Annotated in this window: 28 protein-coding genes; 20 read left to right on the top strand and 8 right to left on the bottom strand. The window is 59.4% G+C overall.

What is annotated here, in order from left to right:
* Positions 1–39: 39 nt before the first annotated feature.
* On the top strand, positions 40–807 hold the full coding sequence (gene cobM, locus SLH47_RS05980; protein WP_320238499.1) for a precorrin-4 C(11)-methyltransferase: 768 nt from the start codon (positions 40–42) through the stop codon (positions 805–807).
* Between the two features lie 89 nt (positions 808–896).
* Positions 897–1,244 (top strand): hypothetical protein, encoded by a 348-nt coding sequence (locus SLH47_RS05975; protein ID WP_320238498.1) that lies wholly within the window; start codon positions 897–899, stop codon positions 1,242–1,244.
* A gap of 36 nt (positions 1,245–1,280) precedes the next feature.
* Here SLH47_RS05975 and SLH47_RS05970 read toward each other — a convergent pair whose 3' ends face one another.
* The gene (locus SLH47_RS05970; protein WP_320238497.1) at positions 1,281–2,336 is read right to left on the bottom strand and encodes a sodium-dependent bicarbonate transport family permease; all 1,056 of its coding nucleotides are present in this window, start codon (positions 2,334–2,336) and stop codon (positions 1,281–1,283) included.
* A 97-nt stretch (positions 2,337–2,433) separates the two neighbouring features.
* On the opposite strand from SLH47_RS05970, the gene SLH47_RS05965 reads away from it, so the two are divergent.
* Positions 2,434–3,306: a LysR family transcriptional regulator gene (locus SLH47_RS05965; RefSeq protein WP_320238496.1), complete on the top strand. Its 873-nt coding sequence runs from the start codon at positions 2,434–2,436 to the stop codon at positions 3,304–3,306.
* 46 nt (positions 3,307–3,352) lie between these two features.
* On the opposite strand, the gene SLH47_RS05960 is transcribed toward SLH47_RS05965, so the two are convergent.
* On the bottom strand, positions 3,353–4,867 hold the full coding sequence (locus tag SLH47_RS05960; RefSeq protein ID WP_320238495.1) for a PhoX family protein: 1,515 nt from the start codon (positions 4,865–4,867) through the stop codon (positions 3,353–3,355).
* Between the two features lie 205 nt (positions 4,868–5,072).
* On the opposite strand from SLH47_RS05960, the gene SLH47_RS05955 reads away from it, so the two are divergent.
* A complete protein-coding gene (locus tag SLH47_RS05955; RefSeq protein WP_320238493.1) occupies positions 5,073–5,621 on the top strand; it encodes a sel1 repeat family protein in 549 nt (182 codons plus the stop codon).
* A 6-nt stretch (positions 5,622–5,627) separates the two neighbouring features.
* Here SLH47_RS05955 and SLH47_RS05950 read toward each other — a convergent pair whose 3' ends face one another.
* From SLH47_RS05950 to SLH47_RS05935, 4 genes are all read right to left on the bottom strand, one after another.
* The gene (locus SLH47_RS05950) at positions 5,628–6,797 is read right to left on the bottom strand and encodes a MalY/PatB family protein (protein ID WP_320238492.1); all 1,170 of its coding nucleotides are present in this window, start codon (positions 6,795–6,797) and stop codon (positions 5,628–5,630) included.
* 75 nt (positions 6,798–6,872) lie between these two features.
* Positions 6,873–7,715: a GNAT family N-acetyltransferase gene (locus SLH47_RS05945; protein WP_320238490.1), complete on the bottom strand. Its 843-nt coding sequence runs from the start codon at positions 7,713–7,715 to the stop codon at positions 6,873–6,875.
* A complete protein-coding gene (locus SLH47_RS05940) occupies positions 7,702–7,917 on the bottom strand; it encodes a helix-turn-helix transcriptional regulator (protein ID WP_320238489.1) in 216 nt (71 codons plus the stop codon). Before SLH47_RS05940 ends, SLH47_RS05945 begins: the two co-directional genes overlap by 14 nt.
* Positions 7,914–8,321 (bottom strand): hypothetical protein, encoded by a 408-nt coding sequence (locus SLH47_RS05935; protein ID WP_320238488.1) that lies wholly within the window; start codon positions 8,319–8,321, stop codon positions 7,914–7,916. The genes SLH47_RS05940 and SLH47_RS05935 overlap by 4 nt, the downstream gene beginning before the upstream one ends.
* A 113-nt stretch (positions 8,322–8,434) precedes the next feature.
* Here SLH47_RS05935 and def (SLH47_RS05930) point away from each other — a divergent pair, with 113 nt between their 5' ends.
* The 5 genes from def (SLH47_RS05930) to SLH47_RS05910 all read left to right on the top strand — a co-directional run bounded on the left by def (SLH47_RS05930) (position 8,435) and on the right by SLH47_RS05910 (position 12,234).
* Positions 8,435–8,956, top strand: a complete 522-nt coding sequence (def, locus tag SLH47_RS05930) for a peptide deformylase (RefSeq protein WP_320238487.1) — start codon at positions 8,435–8,437, stop codon at positions 8,954–8,956.
* Positions 8,956–9,417, top strand: coding sequence for a peptide deformylase (gene def / locus SLH47_RS05925; RefSeq protein ID WP_320238486.1), 462 nt, complete (start codon positions 8,956–8,958; stop codon positions 9,415–9,417). Before def (SLH47_RS05930) ends, def (SLH47_RS05925) begins: the two co-directional genes overlap by 1 nt.
* A complete protein-coding gene (def, locus tag SLH47_RS05920) occupies positions 9,414–9,914 on the top strand; it encodes a peptide deformylase (protein ID WP_320238484.1) in 501 nt (166 codons plus the stop codon). The genes def (SLH47_RS05925) and def (SLH47_RS05920) overlap by 4 nt, the downstream gene beginning before the upstream one ends.
* Positions 9,915–10,002: 88 nt before the next feature.
* Complete coding sequence (fmt, locus tag SLH47_RS05915; RefSeq protein WP_320238483.1) at positions 10,003–10,902, top strand: methionyl-tRNA formyltransferase; 900 nt, start codon at positions 10,003–10,005, stop codon at positions 10,900–10,902.
* A gap of 126 nt (positions 10,903–11,028) precedes the next feature.
* Positions 11,029–12,234, top strand: a complete 1,206-nt coding sequence (locus tag SLH47_RS05910; protein ID WP_320238482.1) for an aminopeptidase P family protein — start codon at positions 11,029–11,031, stop codon at positions 12,232–12,234.
* Between the two features lie 150 nt (positions 12,235–12,384).
* Here the strand turns inward: SLH47_RS05910 and SLH47_RS05905 are convergent, their stop codons facing one another.
* A complete protein-coding gene (locus tag SLH47_RS05905; protein ID WP_320238481.1) occupies positions 12,385–13,224 on the bottom strand; it encodes a hypothetical protein in 840 nt (279 codons plus the stop codon).
* Between the two features lie 252 nt (positions 13,225–13,476).
* Between SLH47_RS05905 and SLH47_RS05900 the strand changes: the two genes are divergently transcribed.
* From SLH47_RS05900 to SLH47_RS05850, 11 genes are all read left to right on the top strand, one after another.
* A complete protein-coding gene (locus SLH47_RS05900) occupies positions 13,477–14,265 on the top strand; it encodes a L,D-transpeptidase (protein WP_320238480.1) in 789 nt (262 codons plus the stop codon).
* A gap of 130 nt (positions 14,266–14,395) precedes the next feature.
* Positions 14,396–15,475, top strand: coding sequence for a hypothetical protein (locus SLH47_RS05895; RefSeq protein ID WP_320238478.1), 1,080 nt, complete (start codon positions 14,396–14,398; stop codon positions 15,473–15,475).
* A complete protein-coding gene (locus SLH47_RS05890; protein WP_320238477.1) occupies positions 15,472–15,678 on the top strand; it encodes a hypothetical protein in 207 nt (68 codons plus the stop codon). Before SLH47_RS05895 ends, SLH47_RS05890 begins: the two co-directional genes overlap by 4 nt.
* Positions 15,679–15,778: 100 nt before the next feature.
* A complete protein-coding gene (locus SLH47_RS05885; RefSeq protein ID WP_320238475.1) occupies positions 15,779–16,162 on the top strand; it encodes a hypothetical protein in 384 nt (127 codons plus the stop codon).
* Positions 16,159–17,277, top strand: a complete 1,119-nt coding sequence (locus tag SLH47_RS05880; RefSeq protein ID WP_320238473.1) for a hypothetical protein — start codon at positions 16,159–16,161, stop codon at positions 17,275–17,277. The genes SLH47_RS05885 and SLH47_RS05880 overlap by 4 nt, the downstream gene beginning before the upstream one ends.
* Before the next feature lie 69 nt (positions 17,278–17,346).
* A complete protein-coding gene (locus SLH47_RS05875) occupies positions 17,347–19,287 on the top strand; it encodes an ATP-binding protein (protein ID WP_320238471.1) in 1,941 nt (646 codons plus the stop codon).
* Between the two features lie 25 nt (positions 19,288–19,312).
* A complete protein-coding gene (locus SLH47_RS05870) occupies positions 19,313–19,654 on the top strand; it encodes a hypothetical protein (RefSeq protein WP_320238470.1) in 342 nt (113 codons plus the stop codon).
* Positions 19,648–20,514 carry a hypothetical protein gene (locus tag SLH47_RS05865; RefSeq protein ID WP_320238467.1) on the top strand — a complete coding sequence of 289 codons (867 nt, stop codon included), beginning with the start codon at positions 19,648–19,650 and terminating at the stop codon, positions 20,512–20,514. The genes SLH47_RS05870 and SLH47_RS05865 overlap by 7 nt, the downstream gene beginning before the upstream one ends.
* A 9-nt stretch (positions 20,515–20,523) precedes the next feature.
* A complete protein-coding gene (locus SLH47_RS05860; RefSeq protein WP_320238466.1) occupies positions 20,524–21,876 on the top strand; it encodes a DUF6638 family protein in 1,353 nt (450 codons plus the stop codon).
* Positions 21,877–22,152, top strand: coding sequence for a hypothetical protein (locus SLH47_RS05855; RefSeq protein WP_320238465.1), 276 nt, complete (start codon positions 21,877–21,879; stop codon positions 22,150–22,152).
* Positions 22,153–22,163: 11 nt separating this feature from the next.
* On the top strand, positions 22,164–22,835 hold the full coding sequence (locus SLH47_RS05850; protein WP_320238464.1) for a DUF1523 family protein: 672 nt from the start codon (positions 22,164–22,166) through the stop codon (positions 22,833–22,835).
* A 100-nt stretch (positions 22,836–22,935) separates the two neighbouring features.
* Here the strand turns inward: SLH47_RS05850 and SLH47_RS05845 are convergent, their stop codons facing one another.
* Positions 22,936–25,251 carry an aldehyde dehydrogenase family protein gene (locus SLH47_RS05845; RefSeq protein WP_320238463.1) on the bottom strand — a complete coding sequence of 772 codons (2,316 nt, stop codon included), beginning with the start codon at positions 25,249–25,251 and terminating at the stop codon, positions 22,936–22,938.
* Between the last annotated feature and the right edge of the window lie 105 nt (positions 25,252–25,356).

The raw sequence follows: 25,356 nt of genomic DNA, 5'->3' as shown, positions 1-25,356 counted from the left end.
CGCGAAAGCCGCCCCACCCACCATCCCCTGGGAGGCAGCATGACGGTTTACTTTATTGGGGCCGGGCCGGGTGACCCGGAGCTTTTGACCTTGAAAGCGGCGCGGCTGATTGGCGCTTGTCCGGTTTGTTTGTATGCGGGCTCTCTGGTGCCTGCCGAGGTTGTGTCTTGTGCGCCCGAAGGGGCGTTGGTGATGGATACGGCGCCGATGACGTTGGATGAGACGCATGCGGTGATCATGGAGGCGCATGAGAAGGGTCAGGATGTGACGAGGGTGCATTCTGGCGATCCATCGCTTTACGGCGCAATTGCCGAGCAGATCAGGCGGCTGAAGGCGGATGGGATCGATTACCAGATCATTCCCGGTGTGCCAGCCTATGCGGCGGCGGCGGCGGCTTTGGGAACTGAATTGACAGTACCGGAAGTGGCGCAATCGATCATTCTGACCCGGATGTCGATGAAATCGACAGGCATGCCGGCAGGCGAGACGCTGGAGAATTTCGCGCGTTCTGGGGCCACATTGGCGATTCATCTGGGCGTTCGCGCACTGCGCGAGATTGAGCGGCAATTGGTGCCCCATTACGGGGCGGAGTGTCCTGTGGCTGTGGTGTACCGCGTCGGGTGGTCGGATCAGATGATCATTCGGGGCACATTGACGGATGTTCGTGAGAAGGTTCGCGCGGCGAAAATCACGCGGACGGCATTGATTCTGGTGGGGCCTGCATTGGCCGATTCGCACGGCTTTCCGGACAGCGCGCTTTACGATGCGGCCAAACCGCATGTTTTGCGCCCCCGCGTGAAGGCTTAATTCTAAGGGTTTGCCGCGCCGCGGCGGATTTCGTTACTTGAAATTTACCTTCTTTCGGTCATTTTGAGCCATGTCTGGAGGGGACTGTAATGTATACGTTTTTGCCTGAGGCTGTGCGTCAGGGGTTAGAAGAAGCGCGCAAGGCTGCGCTGAAACGCAAGGACCGGCTGGCGGTCCATGATGGTGATGAGACCTATCGCATCCGGCGGTTCTGGGACGGGGGGTTTGCTCTTGATCTGGAAGGGTCGGAGCGGTTGCGTGGCCATGTGGATATTTATGACGGGCCAAAGCACCTTTATCAGTGCCTTGTTGTGTCCTCGGTTGACGAGGATGATGAGCGGGTGTTTGAGTTCAAGTGGCTGACACCTGTGGCGAGCCAGCCTGCTGCCGATTTTGTACGTCCCGATTTTGTGCCTACGGGTCTGATCGGGAATTGAGCCATCGCGGCGGAGTGCCGCGATGACGTTGCTGTCTTAGAAACCGATGAATTGCTCAGCCAGTGCGACGAAAAGCGGGATGCTGAGGATCGCGACTGGCGTGCCGAGCCCGGTGGACGTGCCCACATAGGCTGATGGGTTCGCCTCTGGCAGGGCACCACGCATGGTGGGTGGGCCGGAGATGTCTGAACTTGAGGCGGCCATGACGGCCAGCAGGACAACACCTCCACCAGAGAAACCTGTCAGGTGATGGGCGGCGAGGCCCACGGCAAAGCCCAGAAGACCGTGGATGATCGGGGCCGTGATGCCGTAAAGAACGTAGGCATGGGCGACCTTGCGCAGTTCTGACAGACGCGACCATGCCTCCATCCCCATGATCAGCATCAGGATCGACAGAAGGCCACGGAAGAGCGGTTCGTAGAAGCTTTCGTAGACGCTTTCGGGGCGTGCGAAGAGGCCGATCATGATGCCTAGAAGCAGGGCAGAGATGGCCGGGCTGCGCAGCGTGTCGACAAGAATACCCTTGATCAGATCGCCATTGAAACCTGGGCTGCCGGAGCCGCCCATGGTAATGGTTGCGCCGCCACCAGCGGTGGCGGTGACTGCTTTGCGTGCAGCACTCATCCTTGCGAGGATGATGGCCGTCACCAGGGCCGCGACATCCATGAACGGGTAAAGCGCGCCGATGAAACCTTCGTAAAAGATGCCTTCGCTGTCGAGCATCGCCATGCCTGCGGCGAGGGTCGAGGCGGATACGGCGCCGAAAAGCCCCGCCGTGGCCATCCCGTCCGTGGGGGCCACGCCGCGCCGTCTGGCGAGGGTGATGCCGCCGAGGAAGACGATTAGGATGCCAATGAGCGCGGCACCAATCGCGGGCACCATGAGGGCGAAGAAATCAGCCTCTCTGATGGAGATACCTGCGCCCAGCCCGACCTTGAGCAAGAGAAGGATCACGATGAATTTGTAAACAGGATCAGGGACTTCCAGCTTGCTGCCCAAGGCGGCGAGCATCATGCCGCCCAGAAGGAAGGCCAGCGTTGGCTTTTGCATCTGCGCGACGATAGTTGTCGCGATGTCGAAGAGGATGTCCATATCTGACCCTTTTTGCGGCTCTGACGGGTCATATGCATCTACGAAGACGAAAAGAAAAATATATCTTTTGGCATGAAATGTTCTATGAAAAAGAACTATGGACAACCTGAATTATCACCATCTGCGGTATTTCCGCGAGGTCGCGCATGACGGCAACCTGACCCGGACGGCCGCGCGCGTGAACCTGTCTCAGTCGGCTTTATCTACTCAAATCAAGCAGTTAGAGGCCCGGCTGGGCCATGATCTGTTCCAGCGGGTAGGTCGCAAGCTGGAACTGACCGAAGTGGGGCGGATTGTGCTGGATCATGCGGATCGGATCTTTGGGACGGGGGCGGAATTGCTGGCGACGCTTGATGGCAGCGGTATGGTAAAGCCGCCGTTAAGGGTTGGTGCGCTCTCCACCCTGTCGCGGAACTTTCAGATGCGGTTTCTGGCGCCGCTTCTGACCGATGGGGGCGTTGATCTGGTGTTGAAATCGGGCAGTGCCGCAGTGCTTTTTTCTGCGCTCAAATCTCTCGCGCTGGACGTGGTGCTGACGACCGAACCACCCCAGGCGGGGGGTGATTTTACCGCACATCGGCTGGCCGAGCAGGTTGTTGCACTGCATGGCACACCGGAACGTCTGCGCCATGCCAGCCTGAAAGAAGCGCTGCAAAATGAACCACTTATCGTGCCCACCGACAATGCGATCCGGATTGCGTTTGACAGTCTGGTGGCCAAACTTGGGGTTACGCCGCGTGTTCTGGCGGATGTGGATGATATGGCGATGGTGAGGCTTCTAGCGCGGGCGAATGCCGGGTTGGCGGTGGCACCGACGGTGGTTCTGGCGGATGAATTCGCCTCTGGCCGGATTGTGACGGCGCCCTTTGATCTGAAGATTACAGAGGCGTTTTTTGCGGTCACGATCCGGAGGAGTTTCCCGCATCCGCTATTGGCAGACCTGTTGGCACAGAATGATGCGCCGAACTGAGCGATGAGAAGGGCGGCGACCAGAGCCGCCCCTCCCGTTCATCTGATCAAAGCAAGCCGCGCTCCCAGGGACCTTCGATAGCGAGGGTGATGCCCGGCGTCTGGATGTTCACAAACAGAAACCGGCCCGAGGGATCAAAGGTCGCGCCGGCCCATTCGTTGTTGCGGTGATCGTCGGCGGTGATGAATTCGAGCGACTTGCCAGCGCCGCGAATGTCGGCCTCGGTCAGTATCACGTTGTTTTTGGCGAAGAGATAGGTCTCGCCCGCCGGGGTCAGGCCCATCAGGCGTTCGCCAATGCCAAAATCATCTTCGACGCCACCGCCATCTTCGCAGAGCAGCACGCCGCCACGGGGGCTGACGGTGACGTTGTCGAAATTGTTGCCTGCCGCCTTGTTCTCGGCCTGGAAGATGCAGGTCAGCCGGTCAGAGGCGGGATCGAAGGTCCAGACAGAGCCGTCGCCGCGTCCGATGGCACCGTCTTCATCGACGCCGGATGAGGTATCGACCAGATAGACCAGCCGGTCAGAGGCGGAATACCAGCACCCTTCCAGGCGGCTCATCCGCAAACAACCCGCATCGCGGCCTTGCACGAAGGGGCCTGAGGCGAGGTTGTCCGCCTCGTGTGGGGCTTCGGTAAAGGGTTGCGGGTCCAGATCGGGGTCTTCGATCAGCACCCATTCAATCTGATAGCTTTCGCCCATGATCGGCTGGATCAGATCGGCCTTGTCTTCGCCCGCGACCTTGGCCATGTAAAGCGCGCCGCCCTGTTCCAGCGCGCCGATGCGACGGCTGTCATCATTGGGCAGGAACTTGTAGAGGCCCGCCTGATTGCGGCTGTCCTCGGTCAGGAAAATCGCGTTTGAGACCGGGTCATAGGCGATCGCCTCATGCACGAAGCGGCCCATGCCGACGATGGGGTTACCGGTGGTCTGATCCGGATCAGCGGCCACCTCAAAGACATAACCGTGTTTCTTACCGCCTTGATCGGTGAAGTTGATCAGGTCTTCTTCGCAGGTCAGCCACGTGCCCCACGGCGTCGGTCCGCCGGCGCAATTGTCGAAGGTGCCGCCAAGTGAGGGCACGGTTGAGACGAACTTCCCACCCCGAAAGACAAGGTTCGTCGTGCCGCCAGAGGGGCGACCGGCATCCTCTTCATCCACCACGTCAGCGGTGTCATAGACGGCGGGTGCCGGGATCGTGCCGATCATGGGGTTCAGCTTGTCTTCGTGATTGCGCACGAGGGTGAGCTCGGTTTCGCCATTCACAACGCGCGAGCGGACGACAGCCATGCCGTCATGGTCGATGGGGGTCGGGTTGCCATCATCCATCAGATCGCCGGACCAGCCGAAGGTCTGGTAGGTGAAGCCTTCGGGCAATTGCAAAAGCGGCAGGCCGGTGACCTGATCGCGCACCGGTGCGACGGGGCCATAGGGGGAGCCGATGGGCTCCATCCGCGTCAAGGCAGCGGCGCGGCGGGCGTAGAGGCCGGAAAATGGCAGGGCAAGCGCCGAGGCGGCGGCCCCGGTGATCAGCGAACGACGGCTGGTGGTAACTGGCATATCTGTCTCCCTGTTTTTGGTGGCACAACGGGTGGTTGCACCACCCGCGCAAAGGGTTGCGAAACAAGATGACAGGGGGATCAAAGCCAGATGACCGATTTGTAACGACGGGGCATCAGCCAGCACCGGTCAGGGTCTCTATGACCTTTGCCGCGGTGACGAGATGTGCGCCGGATGATATATTCGCTGCGTGGAGGTCATCGACATGCGACATCTCGTACTTCTTGCCGCACTGTTTCCAGTAACGGTTCATGCAGATCCACCGGTTACGGTGGAGGATGAACTGGGCATTCTGAACCCGCAGGATACGGGCCGCGAAATGCTGATCCGCAAGATCGAAATGGGCGTGATCGACTCGGTGACCTGCTCGCTGGGCATCAACGCCACCAAGAATGACGCGCATGAGCTTGCACGGGAACTGACCCGACAATGCGCCGAGGCGGGGTACACCAAGGCGATGACCTGGATGAGCCAGTTGGAAAACAACGGCATGGGTGGCGCCTATGATCCGGATGCGTCAGCCGAATGGGATCGGCGCGCGGCGGAAGCTGGTGACCCGGTTGCCCGTTTTAACCATGGCTTGAACCTGATGCGCGGTCATGGCGTTGCGCAGGACGAGGCATTGGGTCGACAACTCGTTGATCAGGCGGCGGCAGACGGGCTGGATATCGCAAGGCGGTTGCAGGGCGCGGATTATGATCTGGACGAGGTGACGCCGGACGCCGACGATTGGAAGTACGGCCCGTTCTTCTAGTAGGCGTTACTGCAAATCAGCAAATGCCCCCTGCAGGCGTGCCACAGCGTCTTCCACGTGCGCGCGCGGGGCGCCGAGGTTGAAGCGCAGAAAGCTCTCACCGCCCTTGCCGAAGGTCGGGCCGTGGTTGGCGGCGATCTTTGCTTTGTCCTGCACGCGCGCGGTGAATTCTTCGCGGGCCATGCCGGTATTCGTGAAGTCAACCCAGGCGAGATAGGTGGCCTCAAGCGGCATGGAGGCGAGGCCGGGGATCGCGTTGACGCCTGTGTCGAAAATCTTGCGGTTTTCGTTGATGTAGGCGCAGCAATCATCGACCCAGGCCGCACCTTCTGGCGTATAGGCGGCGGTGGCCATGAAGAGGCCAAAGCTGTTCGGCGACATGCCCAAGGCTGCCATCCGCTTGCCAAACCGGGCGCGCAGGTCAGGGTCTTCGATAATGACATTGCCCACATGGCTGCCTGCGATGTTGAAGGTTTTTGTGGTTGCTGTCATCATGATCAACCGCTCGGTGATCCCATCGATATGGGCCATGGGCGTATGGGTCTGGCCGGGCATGGTCAGGTCATGGTGGATTTCGTCTGAGACCAGGATCAGTTCGTGCCGCTTGGTGAAGGCCGCGACGGCCTGCAGTTCTGCCTTGGTCCAGACCCGCCCGCCAGGATTGTGGGGGGAGCAGAGGATCACCATCCGCTCATTTCCCGTCATCTGCGCGTCGTAGGCGGTGAAATCCATCTCGTACCGCCCGTTATTGTTGACAAGCTCGCATTCCACGACCTGCCGTTCAGCCGCGGCAATCACGCGGGCGAAAGCGTGGTAGACGGGGGTGAAGAGGACGACGCCGTCACCGGGATTGGTGTAGGCGTCGATGCACATGGCCGTGCCGTTGACGAGGCCGTGGGTGGTGAAGATCCAGGACGGATCGATCTGCCAGCCGTGCCTCTCAGCCATCCACCACTGGATTGCCCCGCGGTATTTGCTCTCATCCCCGAAATAGCCGTAGACCCCGTGATCAACCATGTCCTGCACGGCTTTTTGGATCGGCGGGGCGGCCTTGAACTCCATGTCCGCGACCCACATGGATAGCCCGTCATCGGGACTGACGCCGAAAAGCTGCTCCATCGCGTCCCATTTCACGCAATGGGTGTTGCGGCGGTCGGGGGCGTGATCGAATGACATGGGGCTCTCCTGCTGGTCGGCGTGCAGGCTACGGAAGGCGGGGCGGAGTGCAAGGTGCAAAATCGGGGTGGGTCGTCAGAGCGGCATCAGGAGTTCGAATTGGCCTTGGGTCTGTTCATGAGGGAACGAGCGGACAAACGCGGCAAAGCCGGTATCGGCGGCGTCGGCATTGATCAGCCGCAGTGGGCCGTCTGATACGGTGAGCGCATGGTTGATCAGGGCGGTGCCGATGCCTTGCCTGCGGGCATCGGGCTGAACGCCGATCTGGTGCAGGTTGCCGCTGCCGGGGGCAAGTGCTGCATAGCCTGTCAGTGTTGTGTCGTCGTGGGTGCAGAAACAGCGGATGTCGTCGGCAATGGCCGCGACGGAGTGGGCGCTGTTTTGCCAAGAAGGTGGCCAGTCTTGGAGTGATTGTGTCGCTGAGGCGATTTCGGACCACGGGACTTCGTTGATTTCGGGTGTCGCAGCGGACGGTTTGGGGCCGGTGATGATATAGCAGGACAGGTCCCGGTGTTTCTTCATGCCCAGCTTTTCATAGAGGCCGAAGGCTGTCGTGTTTTCGACAAGGACTTCAGTTTGGAAGGTGGCGACGGCGTTTTGGCGCAGGTGACTGAGCGAGGCTTCGGCAAGGTCGGTGGCCAGCCCGCGTCCTCGGTACTCCGGAATGGTCCCGCTGGAGATCAGATACGAGGCGCCATCACGGACGGAGACGAGCCAGATTGCAGCGACTTCACCATCAACAATGGCAATGCGCGATGCCTCCGGACTGAGGCCGCGCTGTTGCATCATGAAGCTGAAAGCAGGGAGCGTCAGGTTGATCGGGACGGCGTAATCAGAAAAGGCGCTGGCCATCGCGGTGCACAGGTCCTGCATGCTGACCGCGTTGGCGTCTTTGACTATGGTTTCAGTCCTGCTCATCCGGCAATTCAAACAGATCATGGACGCTGCATTCAAGCTCTTCCGCGAGGGTGAGTGCGAGGATCGTCGACGGGGTGAAGACTCCGTTTTCGATGGTGTTGATGGTTTTGCGCGACACGCCCACGGCATCGGCAAGCTCGGCCTGGGTCAGGCCAGCCTTGGTGCGGTGGGCGCGCAGATGGACGATGAGCCTGACGCTCATTCAGCGCGTCCGCGCAGGACGGCGACGACGTAATAGGCGGGCGGCACTGCGCCGAGGACGGGGCCGAGCCAGTAGAACGCCATCGCAGGATCCATGCGGCCCGTCAGGCTGAGCGCCAGAAAGAGGATGAAGACGGCGAGAACGGCCCAGAAGCCAAAGATCAGGCTGTCGCGATGGACGGCGCTGTTCTGTTCGTCCCAGGCGGCATCAGCCGCATCGGGGTTAAGCAGGCTGATCACGGCAGAGATAATGGCATAGCCAATTGCGATGGTTGCGATGATCGCGGCCCAAGTCAGACCTGACGGTCCGATGGAAAGAACCGAGGCGCTGATTGCACAGAGGGTGGCGATGACGATTGCGGCGCTTCCGAAGAGGCGCGCGCGGCTGACGGGGTTGGTCGACATGGAAGCTCCTTTCAATTTGTAACCTTGGGGTGACATAATGGCAGTGTTTTGTAACGTCAAGGTTACATCGGCGCTGCGTTGCAATTTTCTGTGCTGCGGCCTAAATCCCTTGCATGGCTTTGCGTAACATCCTGATCCACCCCGATCCGCGTTTGAAGAAGGTGACCGACCCGGTTGCCGAGATCACCGATGACATCAGGCGGCTTGCCGATGACATGCTGGAGACGATGTATGACGCCCCCGGCATCGGTCTGGCGGCACCGCAGGTCGCGGTGATGTCGCGGCTGATCGTGATGGATTGCGAAAAGGACGAGGGGGCGACGCCAAAGCCGATGGTGCTGGTGAACCCGCAGGTCGTGTGGACCTCGGACGAACGCAATGTCTATGAAGAGGGCTGTCTGTCGATCCCCGAGCAATATGCCGATGTCGAACGCCCGGCAGAGGTTGATGTGGAATGGCTTGATCTCGACGGCAAGACACAGCGCGAACGCTTTGACGGGCTTTGGGCGACCTGCGTGCAGCACGAGATCGATCATCTCGATGGGAAGCTGTTCATCGACTACCTCAAGCCGCTGAAGCGCCAGATGATCACCCGCAAGATGCAAAAGCGCAAACGCGAGATGGCGCGCGGCTGATGGCCTTGCGCGAGGTGTGTTTGATCGGGGAGCCGGTTCTGCGGGCGGTGGCGGCACCCGTGGCGCAGTTCGATGAGGATCTGGCGACGCTGATCGCGGATATGTTCGAGACGATGTATGCCGCACCCGGACGCGGGTTGGCGGCCCCGCAGGTCGGCGTGTCATCGCGGGTTTTTGTGACCGATGTGACCTGGAAAGACGGGCCGCATACGCCGATTGCTTTTGTTAATCCGGAGGTTGTGGCGCAGGCCGAGGACGTGGTGACGGGGCCAGAGGCCTGTCTGTCCATCCCGGAGCGCGCCTTTGACGTCAAACGCCCTTCTTGGGTCGAGGCGCGGTGGCAGGATGCTGATGGTGCTGTGCGGCAGGCGCGGTTTGAAGGCCCGCAGGCCATCTGCTTTTGCCATGAACTGGACCACTTGAACGGCGTGCTGATCACCGATCACGGGGTGGAAAGATGAGCCATCGCCCTTATGTGCCCTGGCCGCATCCGGCCCTGCGCAAGCCTGCGGACCCGGTCAAGGCGATCACCGAGGAGGTCCGTGCGCTGTGGGACGAGATGATCGTTGCGATGGACACGATGCCGGGCGTTGGTTTGGCGGCCCCGCAATTGGGGGTGAGCCTCGCGCTTGCGGTCGTGGATGCCTCGGAGGAGCGGGGCCGGGCGATCCGGCTGGCCAATCCTGAAATCCTGCACAGCTCTGTGCAGATGCGCGACCATGAGGAAGGCTCGCCCAATCTGCCGGGGGTTTGGGCGAAGATTTCGCGCCCGCGCGCGGTGACTGTTCGGTTTCTGAACGTGCAGGGCCAATGGGACCGGCAGGAATTCGTGGGCCTTTGGGCCACATCCGTGCAGCACCAGATCGACCACTTGCAGGGCAAGATGTATTTTGACCATCTCAGCCGGGTGAAGCGGGATATGTTGATCAAGAGGGCCCGGAAGTTGGGTGCGAGTTGAGAGCGCGGATGCCATCGCCATTGTCGCTTGAACCAATGGCGCGATAATGGCGACCGGAGGTATTTTGAAACATGAGAAGGAGGGGCCTTTGCGCGTCATATTCATGGGGACCCCGGATTTTTCGGTGCCGGTTTTGGACGCTTTGGTGGCAGCGGGGCATGAGATTGCTGCGGTCTATTGCCAGCCGCCGCGTCCTGCGGGCCGAGGCAAGAAAGAGCGGCCTTCGCCAGTGCATACCCGTGCTGAGGAATTGGGGCTGGAGGTCCGCCATCCGGTTTCGCTGAAAGGGGCGGAAGCGCAGGAGGCCTTTGCGGCTTTGAACGCGGATGTGGCAGTGGTGGTCGCCTACGGGTTGATCCTGCCGCAGGCGGTACTGGATGCACCCAAGGCGGGCTGTTTGAACATTCACGCCTCGCTTTTGCCGCGCTGGCGGGGGGCGGCGCCGATCCACAGGGCGATCATGGCGGGGGATGCTGAGACAGGTGTTTGTATCATGCAGATGGAGGCGGGGTTGGATACCGGGCCGGTCCTTTTGCGTGAAGCCTTGGCGATCGGGGCGGAGGAGACCACGGGGCAATTGCATGATCGCTTGACCGCATTGGGTGCGCGGCTGATTACTAGGGCTTTGGATCAATTGCCCGCGCTTGTGCCTGAACCGCAGCCTGACGAGGGCGTGACCTATGCCGAAAAGATCGACAAGGCCGAAGCGCGGGTGGATTGGGCGCGGCCGGCGGCAGAGGTGGATCGGTTGATCCGGGGCCTCTCTCCCTTTCCCGGCGCGTGGTGTGACGTTGCCGGTGAACGGGTTAAGCTGCTGGGGTCTCGCCTTCTTGCGGGCACCGGTGCGCCGGGTGCGGTGCTGAGCGGATTCACCATTGCCTGCGGTGACGGTGCTGTTGAAATCACGCGCGCGCAACGGGCGGGCAAGCGGCCAATGGCGGCGGATGAGGTGCTGAAGGGGCTCGATCTGGGCGAGACGCTCACGTAGCGAAATCGCCCGATCTGGTTGATTTGGCGCGCACCTGCGGCTAGCGTCGCGCGGCGGAAATGGCGTTTTCGCGTATCTCTTGTTCACCGTCCTGAACGCCGGGGCCTTGTGTCAGAAGGGTCTGCGATGACCGATCGTCCGCAATATTTTCGTTTTCATCAGGGTGAGAAGGCGCTGCCCTTCGCGACGGCGGAATATGAGGCCCGCCTCACCGGGTTGCGTCGGATCATGGCGGACCGCGATGTGGCGGTGGCGATCCTGACCTCGATGCACAATGTCGCCTATTACTCCGGCTTCCTCTATTGCGCCTTCGGGCGGCCTTATGCGCTGGTTGTGACTGCGCATGACTGCGTGACGATCAGCGCAGGCATTGATGGCGGCCAGCCCTCGCGCCGGTCTTTCGGTGACAACCTGACCTATACCGATTGGGAACGCAGCAATTTCTGGCGCGCGGTCCGGTCGTTGGCCGGGATTGGCCGGGTGGTTGGGTATGAGGCGGATCATATGAGCGTCGCGCAATCACAGGCGTTGCGGCATCATTTGCATCCTACCGGTCTGATCGACCTCGCCCCGGAAACGATGCAGCAGCGCATGCGCAAGTCCGAGGCAGAGCGGGATTTGATCCGCGCAGGCGCGGCAGTGGCCGATCTGGGCGGCGAGGCCATCCGCGACGCAATCAAACCAGGCGCGCGCGAGATTGACGTGGCCATGGCCGGGCGTGACGCGATGGAGATGGAGATCGCCAAACGCTTTCCTGAGGCCGAATATCGTGACACCTGGGTCTGGTTTCAGTCCGGCATCAACACGGACGGCGCCCATAACCCGGTGACGGCACGGGCGTTGGAGGAGGGCGATATCCTGTCGCTCAACACATTTCCGATGATCAGCGGGTATTACACGGCGCTTGAGCGGACGCTGTTTCTGGGATCAGTGGATGAGGCGAGCCTGAAGATATGGGAGGCGAATGTGGCGGCCCATGAACTGGGCATATCGCTTTTGAAACCGGGCGCGTCTTGTGCGGAGGTGACGGCGGAGATCAATGCCTTCTTCGCCGAAAGGGACCTCCTGCAGTATCGCAGCTTCGGATACGGTCATTCATTTGGCGTGCTGTCGCATAATTACGGGCGCGAGGCGGGGCTGGAATTGCGCGAGGATATTGAGACGATCCTCGAACCGGGCATGGTGATCTCGATGGAGCCGATGCTGACGATTCCGGAAGGCACGCCGGGCGCGGGCGGGTACCGGGAACATGATATCCTGTTCATCACGGAGGATGGGAACGAGAATATCACAGGGTTCCCGTATGGGCCGCAGCATAACGTGGTGGCGTAGTTCGTGATACGTCGATTGCGGATTTGTGAGAGAAGGTTTCGGTCAGCGCGTGCGATTTATGAAATGTCTGAAGCGAATCCAAATTGACTGATGCTGCGTTTTACACACATGGACGCTTGAAGAATCTGAGATGGCAACATGCTGATGTTTCTAAGGGTGTTGCCCAACCCAACCACAATGGGCGCAAACAACTGTAGATTGGAAGTTGGCGAAAAGACCATCCGTAATGGGATCGAGCGAGCCAAGCTGTGCTCGTAAAGCTGAAATCTGCGAAAGTTCAACTTGAGGTCTGGCGATACTATTGGCGTGCTCAAACGTTCTTCTGTCGTAGTCTTCGAGCCATTTCGCTCCCAGACCGAAGACATCGTCGTTTTTGTAGATGCACATGTTTGTGTCGAGCAACCACCATTGATGGTCGCCACAACAGGTCGGACACTTGAACCCACCATTCTCTCCGATGGTGAGCCACGTTGCAAAGTCGATCTCGCCTTCGGCGGCGGCCAAACCAGACGCAAAGTAGTGTGACGGATGCTCCCTGTAGGATTCGATGGATAGAGCTGCAATCCGCGGCAGGCTCTTTTCGAATTCTTTCGCTGCCGCTTTGCCAACTTCTGTTTCCAACCATGCACTGTCCGGCGTGCAGGAAACGCCAGAGTAGTCAGCATGGGCAGGCTGCTGCCCCGCCATGGCTATGCCGCCGAGGAGATTTGCAATCATACGCCGTGGTTCGCCTGCCAGATTCTCGGCAAGTCGGAGCAAATGTGGGATGGCTAGATAGCTTGCAGGATAGGTTGTCCCTTGATGCAGCAGCGCAGAGAAAAAGAGGTAGTTAGCGGCTTCATCGCTCCATTCCTTTTCCAGCTCTGCCAACAGGACATTCGCACCGATCCCGTAGCAGTGCGGGGCCTCGTCCCAAATAGGGTCATCATACGGAAATGGCGTCATGGCGGTGCGTTTTTTGAAGAAACCAAATGGTTCAGCAGCAGTCATTTGCGCAGACGCAACGAGAGTCAACTTCGTCTGCAATCCGGTCATAGTATCCTACCCCTTCAGTCTACGATAACGTGTGTCGACGTGCGCCTTGTCTCACAAGCCGCTCGACAACCGTTTCCGCTTCTCCGCCCTCTCAATTGTCACATTTTGTAATGCAAGTGCAGAAACTTGCCGGGGCGGTGTTTTGCCCTCTGCCGTCAAGGTGTTACCAGATGATTCGCGATGAATCCGGGTGGGATGACAAGGAATATGACGGGACTGACACGCAGGTCTTTCGGGGCGATGATGCTGGCAAGTGGCGCTGCCGCCTGCGCGCCGCGTGTGGAGCCAACGGAGATTCTCGATCTGTCGTCGCGCGCGGATTATCTGCCGGGCTATGGCCCGCTCCCAGATGCGGGGTACAATTTGCCGGGCATTCCGACCCGCTACACCCAAGGCGTCAATCGTCGTATGTCGGGGATTTACAACGGGGAGCAGGGGCCAAATACACTCGACGTCGACCCGTTTGCGAAGTTTCTTTATCACATCCGCGAGGACGGGACGACGACGCGCTATCCGGTGGGGGTCGGGCGGCAGGGCCGGTCGATCCGGGGGAAGGCGACGATAAGGCTCAAGCGCAAATGGCCGGGCTGGACGCCGACGCAGAATATGTTGCGGACCGAACCCGAAGTATATGGCCCGTTTGCCGCCGGGTTGCCGGGTGGGCTGCGTAGCCCGCTTGGGTCACGGGCGCTTTATCTTTATCGCGGCAGTCGCGATACGTTCTATCGCATCCATGGCACCAACGATCTGGAATCTATCGGAAATTCCGGCTCGGCTGGGTGTATCCGCATGTTCAACCAGGACATCATCCACCTTTACGACCAGATCGAGGTGCCGATGCAGGTCCATATCCGGGACCGGGATGAATCCCTGCGCGTCGACCCCGAAAACTACGAGCGCGGGATCGAATTGCCGCCCAAGATCATCGACCCCGAACAATTGCTTGGGCCCGAGGCCGAGGCGCTGGATCGCCCGCCGGTTTTTGACGAGGCCTAAGCGCTTTTCTTTGCATGTCTGTCAGGCCACAATTGCCGCGAAATGGGCGCGTGAGGATGTGCCTTGTGGTTTAATTTTGCGCCCTCAGTGCTTATGTCACTGATATCGCAGAGTAATAAAGGGACAGTTTATGGCGAATTTCGAAACGCAGATTAAGGAATCGCAGGCGCAGGTGGCCGAGGCGCAAAGCAAAATCTCGGAATTGACCAGCCGGATTGAGACGGCCCGCCAGAAGATGGCGCAGGGTACGGATATTTCTGTGGATATCGAGAATGCGTCTTTGGAAGATGTGCATGCCCATACTGAGCTGATGAATGCCAATATCGCCGAGTTGATCATGGGCCTCGACGATGTGACATCTGCTTTTTCGAAAGACTTTGATGAGATGCGCTCAAAAACCGGGATGGAGACGTTCATCGGCATCTTCAGCAAGGGTAAGGCGGAATCGATGCGACAAGAGCGGATGCGCACGGCCTCGATCGATGACAAGCTGCAGGACCTGATCAGCAAATCCGACGTGATCATGAAGCTCTTGGAAGGGCAGTTGGGGATCCTGAACGAACAGAAAGACAGCGTGGAAAAGAACCTCGCCGGGACGCTGGAAGAGCGTGAAGTGACCGTGGGCGAATTGGAAACGGTGCGCGCGGATATCCTGGCAATGGATCCCAAGATTATTGAGCTTGAGGGCAAGATTTCCGTCGAACAGGATGCGGCGGCGCGAACGAAGTTGGAGACCGAGCTTGCCGCGCTGAACGCGCAATATAACGAGATGGTGCAGCAAGAGCAGGTGAAGCTCGCGAAATCCCAGACGCTGGAGCGCTATATCGAAAAGGGCAAGACCTGGATCGACTCACTGCAGAACCAGGCGGCGACGCAGATGGTGCTGATCAACAAGCTGCAGACGGATACAAAACAGCGGGTGGTGCTTTATGATGCGCTGTCAAAGTCGTTGAAGACAGCGCAGCAACAGGATGTGGCGCACCAGATCAACGAGATTGGTGTGAAGACCGATCAGGAGGCGCAGACGGCCATGGCAGCCATCGGCTCGGCCACCAACGCCCGGATGGCGGATATGCTGGAAGCCCATGAAGACCACATGGTCTTTGCCCGCGAGGTCCTGGAGCAGAAGGCGAAAGCGGACGAACGCTTTATCCGCCGGTTCCAGGAAATCGTGGAGAAGCATGATAGCAATCAGTATGGCGCGCAATGAAACGTCGCCTCAAAGTCGCTGGTTTGCTGTTGGCTATTGCTGCTCTACTCATCATTTTGTGCGTTTTATTTGAGGCATCTTACTTGTGGTACTTGCCAGGTATTGCGACAGGCATTTTTGCCCTTGCCTATGTCAGCGGTGATGCAGGGGCTGACACGTCCGGTCTGGGGAAAACGGGTGATGGCTCAGGCGGGCTAACGTGACATCAGATTGTTTCCGTCTGTCGGTCTATCCAGTGGAAGCATCTTTTAATTGGTGTTTTCAGGTTAACTCATGACACAAACTGACCTCCAAGCCGACCATATGAAGCTGGAAGATACCCGGATGGAGCGGTGGATCGACCAGGTCCTTGCTAATCGTTTCGTTCACCTGTTCTGGATAGGGATGCTCGCTTTCGGCGTTCTTGCGCAACTCTATTCCAATGGTGTCGTTCTCGATATGCGGATTGAAGATGACCTTCCTCAACTGATGTTCCGCGATAACCCGGCACATGACACAGCCCTCGCAGATAAGCGCTATGGATGGGTCGTTGTCGGATGGTTTGAATACTACTTACATCGCTTTTCGACGCTATGGTTTCATGTCTGTTTCTTCGGCTTTGCATTCATGTTTTTGCTGAAGTTCCTCGCGGCCAAGCTCCCAGAATACATCGCGGCCTTTAAGCAAGGTAGGGAGGAAGGGCGATGACAGCCGACCTCCAAGCCGACCATATGAAGCTGGAAGATACCCGCGTCACGCGGCGGTATTTCGGGAAGTTCTCCAAGATCACGGGCTACCTGACCAAGGTGGCCGCGACGATGGAGGCTGAGGGGCGGTTTGGGCGGAAGGATATCGAGGCGCTTGCGCGGTATCTGGTGGGGCTCAACTGGACGTTTGCCGCACTTTCGCACAAATATCATTTCTCGGGCCGGTTTGCGCATGCGGGCAAGCTGACCTTTGACCGGCGCGAAAGCGGGTTTCCGATCTATCAAGAGCTGTTGGAGATGGCCAATGATGCGCAGCAGGCAGAGCGGCATCTGGCCCCTATGCCTTCTGCCGGGGACTTGAAGGATCAGATGGTCCGGGTGATCCTGTCGGAACAGGAGATCCCCACGAAGCTGCAATATGCGCTGTCGCAGCGGCTCTATTACGAGGAGCTTCAGCGCGGGGACCAGTTTTGGGCGCGCAATGATCCGCAGGCTGTGTGGCTGGGAAATCATGGCGACCGGCGGCGGTTTCTGGTCCATTGGGCGGTTTATGACAGCCAGGTGAACCTGCCCACGATCTATCTGATGGATCTGGAGGATACCGGGCGGACGGGCCTGCCTAAGGATGAGCGCCGCTGGCCAGAGGCACAGGCGCATCTGATGGCGCAATCGCTGGCGCATCTGAAGCTCTTAACGATTGCGAAAGGCTTTGACGAGGATTTTGACGATCTGCATCCCGTCCGCCTGCGCCGCTTTCATATCGGGCCGATGTATTCCTATACGTTCACGCAGCAATCGGGGCCTTTGCGCGACGTGCTGAAGGCCGCGAATGCGCCGGTGGGCGAGGATTGGGCGCTGGTCTGGACGGAGGAAGAGCTGGTCTCGGAACGGGTGGAGCAGGTGAAATCGGGCTGGTTTGGTTCGGTCGAGCGGCAGATTTTTGCGCTGGACCCGTTTGAGGGCGGCGGGGCCGAGACGGGGGCGAGCCGGATGGAGCGGTCTTTGATCATGCCGGAACGGCCTTATCAGGCGCTGGCCGAACGCAACCCGCCGGGGTTTCGGCAGGTGCGGAAGTTTGTGGTGAGCGATGGCGGGCGGGTGTTGAGTTACCGGTGAGCCGGCAGTTTTTGTGGCAGGTGCCGGAGCCTCCGGCGGGAGTATTTTTGGCAAGATGATGAGGGTTATATGAGCCAATCAAGCGATCAGATGGAACTGCGTGAGGAGGATATCCGCGCCCATTACAGCCCAGCTACCGAGATGCTGATGCAGCTTGATCATACGCCCCGGCTGGCGCAGGCGCGGCTGTCTTTGGAGCAGCCGGAGAAATCGCCCGATGTGGCGGCAACCCGCCGCCGGTTCCGGTCGACCACGCCGGGGCTGTTGTCGCGGACATCTGCGCCGTCGGGTGGTGTGCGGCTGCTCGATCGGATTGCGGAAAGCGATGATGATGATCCGCTTACCTCGCCCGCGCAGGCTTCTGTTGCCCATGCTTTGCGGCGTGCCTTGTCGATTGCCATCACCGTCGCGGATGCGTTTTCAGATCAGACGCCGCTGACGGAGTTGAAGCGCATCAATCTGGAGGGGCGGTTGGCGGCGGATCGATCGGTGGAGTTTACCGAATACCTCGCGGCGGAGTCGCTGGTGGCGCTTTACACCTTTGCCAACGCCTCATCGTTTCTTTTGGCCGCGCAAGCGACCGAAGTGAGTGTCGAGGTGGGCGCGGTGGATGAGGTGCTGACGGATAACGCACCGCTCGCCCTGCATGGCGCGATTTGGGAATTGGACCAGAAACTGGGCCAATTTGCCAAGGACGAGGCGACGCTGATCGCCACGATGCTGGCCTATTGCGAGCAGTTGATGTCGAAGGTCAGTCTGCGCGCCTCCACTGCGGGTCGGTTGGAGAGCTTCAACCAATCGTCCTGGCGGGTCGAGGCGGATGATTTTGTGGTGCAGGGATTTACGCCTGCGCGCGCGGCAAAGGGGTCCACCCTAACGATGACCTTCAAGAAGCCCAATGAGGTCGTCGGCAACCATATCGCCAAGTATCAGGCGATGAAGCTCAGCAAGATGCTCATGGCTTACGATTTCGACCGGCGGCTGAACCCGTTTGCAGAACTGGGCGGCTTCATCTTCACCTTCATGGGCGATGGCAAGCCGGGGACGGGGAAGACGACGCTGATCCAGATGATGGCGGGGATGATCAATGATTATTGCCAGATCGCGGGCTACCCGTTTCGCTATCAGAACCTGAGCACGGACAATATCGACAGCTATCAGGGTAAGTCGGGCCAGAATGCGAAGGCGTTTATTAACAATGTGCTTGACCCGCATGTGATCGGGTTCGGGACGATTGACGATATCGACCAGTTGGCGGGCAAGCGGGGGGACCGTCAGTCTTCGGCGGGACAGCTGGAGATTACCGCTGTCCTGATGGAGAGCTTTGCGGGCGCCAATACGGTTGTCCGGGGGAATTGCACGTTCGGGATGTTCTCGAATTACCCCGAAAATGTGGATGATGCCTTGCGTCAGCGGGCGGGCGCGCGGTTTCTGGTCGATGGGCCCCAGACGCGGGAGGATTACATCGATATTCTCTACCTCTTGATGGGCAAGAACCACGATATCCCCGTCGGTGAGCATGAGATTTTCAGCGCGCAGGAGATCAAAAAGGCCGTCGCCGCTTCTTTTGAAAGCCATGCACGGCCGCATGAAGAGGGGCTGCAGCGGGTGTTTGAGCGGGTGCATGGGCAGGTGGGTGATCTGGATACGATTGCCAAGCTGGGCACCTATCTGAAGGGCATTCAGGAAGCGGATGAGCGGTTCACGGGCCGCGCCATCAAGAACATCACCGATGCGGTGAAAGTCCGCGCGATGGACTTCGAACTGCCCGATGAATGGATGGAGGAGCCGGACCTGTTCCTCTTCAAGGATTACGAGACCAAGAAGGGCATGATCTCGGAATTGCGCCAGCCCATCACGGTGGAGATGGTGATCCAGGAGATCAACCGCTACGCCGATAGCGAATTCCGCTATGCCGATAAATCGGACGAGGTTGCGATTGAGGCGATGGTGCGTGACTTTGGGCGTCAGGAGATCGCCAAGAAACGGTATCTGGAGAGCAAGGGATGATGCAGGGTCGGCGGAGGCTTTTGCGGTGAACCTGATCTCGGACAGCCTGCTGCTGCCCGCATTGGGCCTCGGCCTTCTGGGGTTTCTGGTGCCGCGCCTTCTGGCGCGGGTTTTGCCAGAGGGGGTGAAGCCACTGATGCTGAACGCGTTTCTATCGACCTTCATCCTGTTCGGTTTGGCGGGCTTGGGGTTCTTTCTGCTTTATGTTGGGCAGGGGGCGGACGCGGGCGCGCTGCTGGAGCCTGGCTTCTTTGCGAATGTGGTGTTCTTCGGGCGTTTGGGTTTGGCCTCGGCCTTGATCTGGGCACCGATCATGGTGCTGTCTGTGGCTGGGTTGCCGCGCAAATGGGTGAAGGAGACATGGTAAAACCCGATCGCTTAGATCGACCAATATGGAAGGAGCTGCCCTTTCTGATTGGCATTGTGTTAACCATTTTTGTTTTTGGAGTTTTTACACTTGCCATGCTTGAAGGCGAGGTTTGTGGTTGGGTCCCACCATGCACGTCAAAGTGGGAAACGCTTGTTCAGTCCCCGCCCAACGAAATTGGAGACACACTGGCGGGATTTGCCGGAAGTCTAGCCTTTGTTTGGCTCATCGTGACGGTTTGGTTACAAGCTACCGAACTTCGTGAGCAGCGCGCTGAATTTGAAAAAATGGCGGACGCTCAAACAAAGCAAGCAGAACTGCTAGAAGCCCAAGGAAAGATTTTCCGAGACGAGCAGATCCAACGGGAGCAAACACAACTATCCGATGTCATTGATGCCAAACTTACGGCGATGGTCCGCGCATGCGATCGCCTGAGCGCGATGAAGCCAATGGGTTTCTTGCACGAAGAGGATGATTTTAGCGGTTTTGTCGACGAAGCTGGAAATCTGCTAGAGAACCGTTTGCCCCTGACTATCCCAATGTTTTATGGACCCGAGCTTTCGGATTACCCAAGAACGCCAAAATCTCTCGATGAACAAGTATACTCGCATTCAATGAGCGTCATTGGCACGTTGCCAAAACTTAAGTTTCGAGAAACACACAAACGTTGCGTACGGAAGGTGCGATCAGCGGGCGTTGTGGAGGTGGTACATCTTGCAGATGACATCTTGGAACGTAGCGAGAAGCTAAGTGAAGCGCAAAGAGTCCGACTGGACGCCCTATTGGTTCGAGAGATGAAGCTAGGATTGGAACGAATGCTGGAGATGGATCTTTGGAACGACAAGGATGCAACGAGTTAGGTAATTGACATGCACCTTCTGATCGAAAAGGGGTTGATGTTCGGGAACCTGATCCGGGTGGATTCGCCCGTTCTGGTCGAACGTTACAATCGTGCGCTGAAACATCTTTCTGGGCGCGAAACAGGCCTGGATGTGTTTCATATTGATGTCTCGGGTTATTCGCCAGAGATCGGGGATGAGTTTGGCGATGACCTCTATCTGAACCATGCGGGCGTGAACCGGCAGTTCATTCTGCTGACGACCGAACAGGCAACCGCACCGCTTCTGAACGCAAAATTCTCGACCGCGCGGGGGATCCTGAAACAGTTCATCGCTGAAAATCGCGCACAGCTTTTCGCGCTGACCACGCGGGATGCGGTGGCGGGGGAACTGGTGAATTCCGTTTACGTGGCCGATACGCCAGCGCGCCTTTTTGATCTGCGCAAAGTGCGGATTGAGGCAGATACGACAAGCGGGACGGTCGCGACTGCGGCAAAATTGGGCGGGATGATTGACCGGTTCAAGACCGAGCCGGATGCCTGGTTTGACGATGTCCTGATTGCCGAGATGATCGGGATGGCGAAAGAAACCGGGGATGTTATGCGCAACCCGGTGCAGTTGCGGCAGACGGAGTTCGTACAGGAGAATTTCTGGACCGACCATTTCGGCGGCATGTATCTTTTCCGTGGTGTGCCGCATCCGGCGGCGATTGTGGCGGGCAGCAAGGATGAGATCGGCGATTTGCCTATCGCCTATACCTTCGATCTGGAAGACCGCTCTGCCATCGCGAAGTTTTTGGAACTCAATGACCTGGTTGAGCCGATTGTTGAGGCGCGCGGCTTGGACGCGGCGGCGATCCTGCAGCAGAAGATGGATTTTATCGTCGCCTCGGTTGCGGCACGGATGGGCGAGGATGTGCTGGGGGCCACGCGGCGGGATTTGCGCCGGTTGGGGCGGCACTATGCGAAGGACCTGCCGCAGGAATGGCAGGGGCTTGCCGCGCTGTTGCGCTGGGCGGAGGAAGACGGGCCATGGCCCAAGATCACGTCAGAACATCCGGCCTATTTCTATACTTTGCGCGCCAAGGCGCATGCGGATGCGGATCTTGTGAATCGGCTTTTGGCCGAACTCACCCCGCTTGATTTCCGGCAGCTCTTTATCTGTCACAAGGAGCTGTTTTACCGGACCTATGCAGGCTGGCCGCCGGAAAAACAGGCCTATGTCGTTGATTTTCTTGACCGGGAGTACCAAGTCGATAAGGCGGGAACGCGGGCGGCGCTATTTGGTCATGAGGCCGCGATGGAAGAGCCGCGGGCCGTGGCGCAGCCTGATCTGATCACCCGCGTGGGCCCGTGGGGTGCGGTCGCGCCGAGGAGAGGTTAAATGGGTTTTGTGAAACTGGTTGTCTTTGGCTTTATCGGGCTGACGGTGGTTTATTGGTCCATCGCGCTTTTTTCGCGGTCGGTGCGCAAGGAGCGGTTGGAGAACCAGTTCGATGCCGAACATCCCGAAGGTGGAGCGCCGGGCGCGCGGGACGCGTTTATCGCGGAAGGGCTGAAAGCCTATGACAGTTCCATTCGGCCCAAGCTGATTGGGCTTGTTTATGTCATCCCCACTGTTGTCATTGCGGCCATCGCCTATACGATCAACGCGAATTGAGGGTTTTCGATATGCAACGTGTCAAAACGATCTTCCGCATCGTGTTTTTCGTGGGGCTGGGTCTCTATTTCCACTACATCCTGCCGCAGCATGATGTGGTGAAGGTCACATCGACAGAGATCATTCGCACCGATTTCAGTTCGTTCAATCGGATCTTCTATGCGCAGGCGGATGCGGGCGCGGCAGAGCAGCCCACGCGCGACCTTCGTCTGATCAATACGCAGAAGCAGGACACATTCCTGCTCGGATTTGTCCGCCGCGACAGCGACAGCGTGATGGTTTATCGGAACGAAGATACAGGCTGGATCTATCCGCCTTACTTCAAGTTCGACAGCGCCGATCTGCAGGCGGAGGCGGCCAATCTTGCCCGTGGAGATGAATGGGTTGTGGTCACGCATTACGGCTGGCGCGTGCGCTGGGCGAGCATCTATCCCAATGCTGTGGCGGTGCGGACGGTCGCGGACCCGGATGTGACAATCATCCCGTGGTTCAACATCTTCTTCTTCATCTTCCTGATGGCCGCAATCCTGTTTGTGCGCGCCGCCTGGCGGCAATTCCGCGAACGGTCTGTTGATCCGATCCTTGATGCGGCGGGGGAGCAGATTGATGAAGTGCAGGCGAGCGTGGCCGAACGGCGCGGGCGCTTGCGGCGATGGCTGGATACGTGGCGGTCGAAGAAGTGACCTAAAGGACGGCTGCGCCGACGACATTTTTGGTGGGGGCTTTGCCCCCGTCCCGTTCCGGGCCTCCCCCAGGATATTTTAAGCCAAAAGAGGGGAGATCTTACTCGCCGTAGGGGATCCAGATGTTTTTGATCTCGGTTGCGGCGGCCAGCATGTCGCGCGCGGTTGGCTCGATCATCTTGCCGTGGTTCACCCAGGTCCGTTTCAGGTTGCCCGTGCTGGCCTTTTCGATCACGGCGGAGATATCGGCACCGGAGAAAGACCAGACTGCGTCGATATCCATATGTGCGGCGGCGTGCGGGGCGAGTTCGGCGTGATCGCCGGTCAGGATGTTGACCACCCCGCCAGGTACATCCGAGGTTTCAAGCAACTGGTAAAGCTCGGCGGCCATGAGCGGGAACGGGTCTGACGCGATCAGCGTGACCCGGTTGCCCATGGCGATGGCGGCGGCCATTGGGGAGATCATGCCCAAAAGTGGCCAGCCATCTTCGCAGAAGACGGTCATATTGCCGATAGGTTCTTTCATGGCCAGCGCAACGCCGCGGATCGGAACACCATGTGCCTGTCCGTCATATTTGTCCGCCCAGGCGGCGAAGGTGAACAAGGTGCGGATGCAGTGATCGACCTCATCCTGGCCGGATTTGCCGGTCAGGTCCTTGATCCGCTTGGCAAGTTCTTCGGCCCGCGCTGACAGGTTTTCGGCGATGTAGTAGAGGATTTGCGCGCGCAGATGCCCTGTGGTCTTGGACCAAGACTTGGCTCCGTTCATCGCCTCTACGGCGTTGCGCAGGTCCTTCCGGTTGGCGACGGATGCGTGGCCCAGCAGTTTGCCGCGCGGGCTGTAGACGGGCTTGGAATAGCCGCCGTCGGGGCGGGCCTGTTTGCCGCCGATATAGAGTTTTGCGGTGCGGTCGAGCGGGTGGGCGGGGGTGCCGTCTTCGGTGGTGTAGGCGTCGATCTTCTTCAGCGCTTTAGGTGTGCCTTTGGGCTTTGTATAGCCTGCCAACCCTTCCCAGCCGCCTTCGCGTCCGAAGCCGCTTTCGCGCACACCGCCAAATCCAGCGGCGGCGTCCATCATGTTGGTGCCGTTGATCCAGACGATGCCCGAGGCGAGTTTGGGGGCGATGTCGAGGGCGAGGTTGATGTTCTCCGACCAGACCGAGGCCGCGAGCCCGTAGCGCGTGTTGTTAGCGATTTGCACGGCCTCGGCGGGCGTGCGGAAGGTTGTGGCAGCGAGGACGGGGCCGAAGATTTCCTCTTGCATCAGGGTCGATGCGGGGGCGATGCCGGTGATGAGGGTTGGGGGGTAGAAGCAGCCCTTGGGGGCCGTGGTCTGGAAGGTTTCGCCGTCGGTGTTTGCGTCCACCATCTTGGTGATCTGGTCGAGTTGGACCGGGTCCACGATGGCGCCCACGTCGATGCATTTGTCCAGCGGGTCGCCGATGCGGAGGTTCTGCATGCGGGCCTTTAGCTTGGTGTAGAAACGGTCGGCGATGCCTTCGTGCACCAAGAGCCGTGATCCGGCGCAACAGACCTGGCCCTGGTTGAACCAGATGGCGTCGACGAGGCCTTCGACGGCTGAATCCATGTCCGCATCGTCGAAGACGATGTAGGGGCTCTTGCCGCCGAGTTCGAGGGAGAGGGCCTTGCCGCTCCCAGCAGTCGCCTCGCGGATTTTGCGGCCCACTTCGGTGGAGCCGGTGAAGGCGATTTTGTCGACATCGGCGTTGACGAGGGCCGCGCCGGTTTCGCCATCGCCCGTCACGGTGTTGACGACGCCGGCGGGGACGCCTGCCTCGGTGCAAATCTCAGCGAAGATCATGGCGGTCAGCGACGTATATTCAGCGGGTTTCAGGACGACCGTGTTGCCCATGGCGAGCGCGGGCGCGATTTTCCAGGCGAGCATCAGGAGCGGGAAGTTCCACGGGATGATCTGGCCGCAAACGCCAAGCGGTTCACGGTCGGGCAGCTCGGTGCGCATCAGCTGGGCGAAACCGGCGTGGTGGTAGAAGTGGCGGATTGCGAGGGGCACGTCGATATCGCGGCTTTCGCGGATGGGTTTGCCGTTGTCGAGGCTTTCCATCACGGCGAGCAGGCGGGAATGCTTTTGCATCAGCCGGGCGATGGCATAGAGGATGCGGGCGCGTTTGTGGCCTGACTTAGCCCAGGCGGGCTGGGCCTTGCGGGCGGCGGCGACCGCCGTGTCGATTTCCTCTGCCGTGCCTTTGGTGACGCCCGCCAGCTTCTCGCCCGTAGCCGGGTTGTTGGAGGGGAAATCGTCGCGCAGCGGGCCCCATTTGCCGTTGATATAATGGCCTGCGATGCCGCCACGGTCAGCGATCCATTGCAGCGCCTCGGACGCGCTTTCGGGGGCGGGGCCGTAATCCATGGTGTGGAAGATTTCTTTGATGGTCATTGTCTGTCGGCCCAAGTGCTGAGGACGGTCCCCGACCGCGGGTGGGGGTGAAGCCCCCGCCCGGGGGGGCGGTCGGGGGCTGCCCGGCGTGCCGCCGGGCAGGAC

The organism is Cognatiyoonia sp. IB215182, from assembly GCF_033963905.1.
Lineage (GTDB): Bacteria > Pseudomonadota > Alphaproteobacteria > Rhodobacterales > Rhodobacteraceae > Yoonia.
The sequence above is the reverse complement of the archived record's forward strand: the minus strand, read 5'-3'. Positions and strand labels throughout refer to the sequence as shown.

Coding starts and splice junctions, on each gene's coding strand:
- cobM (WP_320238499.1), top strand. CDS start 40: ATGACGGTTTACTTTATTGGGGCCGGGCCGGGTGACCCGGAGCTTTTG.
- SLH47_RS05975 (WP_320238498.1), top strand. CDS start 897: ATGTATACGTTTTTGCCTGAGGCTGTGCGTCAGGGGTTAGAAGAAGCG.
- SLH47_RS05970 (WP_320238497.1), bottom strand. CDS start 2,336: ATGGACATCCTCTTCGACATCGCGACAACTATCGTCGCGCAGATGCAA.
- SLH47_RS05965 (WP_320238496.1), top strand. CDS start 2,434: ATGGACAACCTGAATTATCACCATCTGCGGTATTTCCGCGAGGTCGCG.
- SLH47_RS05960 (WP_320238495.1), bottom strand. CDS start 4,867: ATGCCAGTTACCACCAGCCGTCGTTCGCTGATCACCGGGGCCGCCGCC.
- SLH47_RS05955 (WP_320238493.1), top strand. CDS start 5,073: ATGCGACATCTCGTACTTCTTGCCGCACTGTTTCCAGTAACGGTTCAT.
- SLH47_RS05950 (WP_320238492.1), bottom strand. CDS start 6,797: ATGTCATTCGATCACGCCCCCGACCGCCGCAACACCCATTGCGTGAAA.
- SLH47_RS05945 (WP_320238490.1), bottom strand. CDS start 7,715: ATGAGCAGGACTGAAACCATAGTCAAAGACGCCAACGCGGTCAGCATG.
- SLH47_RS05940 (WP_320238489.1), bottom strand. CDS start 7,917: ATGAGCGTCAGGCTCATCGTCCATCTGCGCGCCCACCGCACCAAGGCT.
- SLH47_RS05935 (WP_320238488.1), bottom strand. CDS start 8,321: ATGTCGACCAACCCCGTCAGCCGCGCGCGCCTCTTCGGAAGCGCCGCA.
- def (WP_320238487.1), top strand. CDS start 8,435: ATGGCTTTGCGTAACATCCTGATCCACCCCGATCCGCGTTTGAAGAAG.
- def (WP_320238486.1), top strand. CDS start 8,956: ATGGCCTTGCGCGAGGTGTGTTTGATCGGGGAGCCGGTTCTGCGGGCG.
- def (WP_320238484.1), top strand. CDS start 9,414: ATGAGCCATCGCCCTTATGTGCCCTGGCCGCATCCGGCCCTGCGCAAG.
- SLH47_RS05910 (WP_320238482.1), top strand. CDS start 11,029: ATGACCGATCGTCCGCAATATTTTCGTTTTCATCAGGGTGAGAAGGCG.
- SLH47_RS05905 (WP_320238481.1), bottom strand. CDS start 13,224: ATGACTGCTGCTGAACCATTTGGTTTCTTCAAAAAACGCACCGCCATG.
- SLH47_RS05900 (WP_320238480.1), top strand. CDS start 13,477: ATGACGGGACTGACACGCAGGTCTTTCGGGGCGATGATGCTGGCAAGT.
- SLH47_RS05895 (WP_320238478.1), top strand. CDS start 14,396: ATGGCGAATTTCGAAACGCAGATTAAGGAATCGCAGGCGCAGGTGGCC.
- SLH47_RS05890 (WP_320238477.1), top strand. CDS start 15,472: ATGAAACGTCGCCTCAAAGTCGCTGGTTTGCTGTTGGCTATTGCTGCT.
- SLH47_RS05885 (WP_320238475.1), top strand. CDS start 15,779: ATGAAGCTGGAAGATACCCGGATGGAGCGGTGGATCGACCAGGTCCTT.
- SLH47_RS05880 (WP_320238473.1), top strand. CDS start 16,159: ATGACAGCCGACCTCCAAGCCGACCATATGAAGCTGGAAGATACCCGC.
- SLH47_RS05875 (WP_320238471.1), top strand. CDS start 17,347: ATGAGCCAATCAAGCGATCAGATGGAACTGCGTGAGGAGGATATCCGC.
- SLH47_RS05865 (WP_320238467.1), top strand. CDS start 19,648: ATGGTAAAACCCGATCGCTTAGATCGACCAATATGGAAGGAGCTGCCC.
- SLH47_RS05860 (WP_320238466.1), top strand. CDS start 20,524: ATGCACCTTCTGATCGAAAAGGGGTTGATGTTCGGGAACCTGATCCGG.
- SLH47_RS05855 (WP_320238465.1), top strand. CDS start 21,877: ATGGGTTTTGTGAAACTGGTTGTCTTTGGCTTTATCGGGCTGACGGTG.
- SLH47_RS05850 (WP_320238464.1), top strand. CDS start 22,164: ATGCAACGTGTCAAAACGATCTTCCGCATCGTGTTTTTCGTGGGGCTG.
- SLH47_RS05845 (WP_320238463.1), bottom strand. CDS start 25,251: ATGACCATCAAAGAAATCTTCCACACCATGGATTACGGCCCCGCCCCC.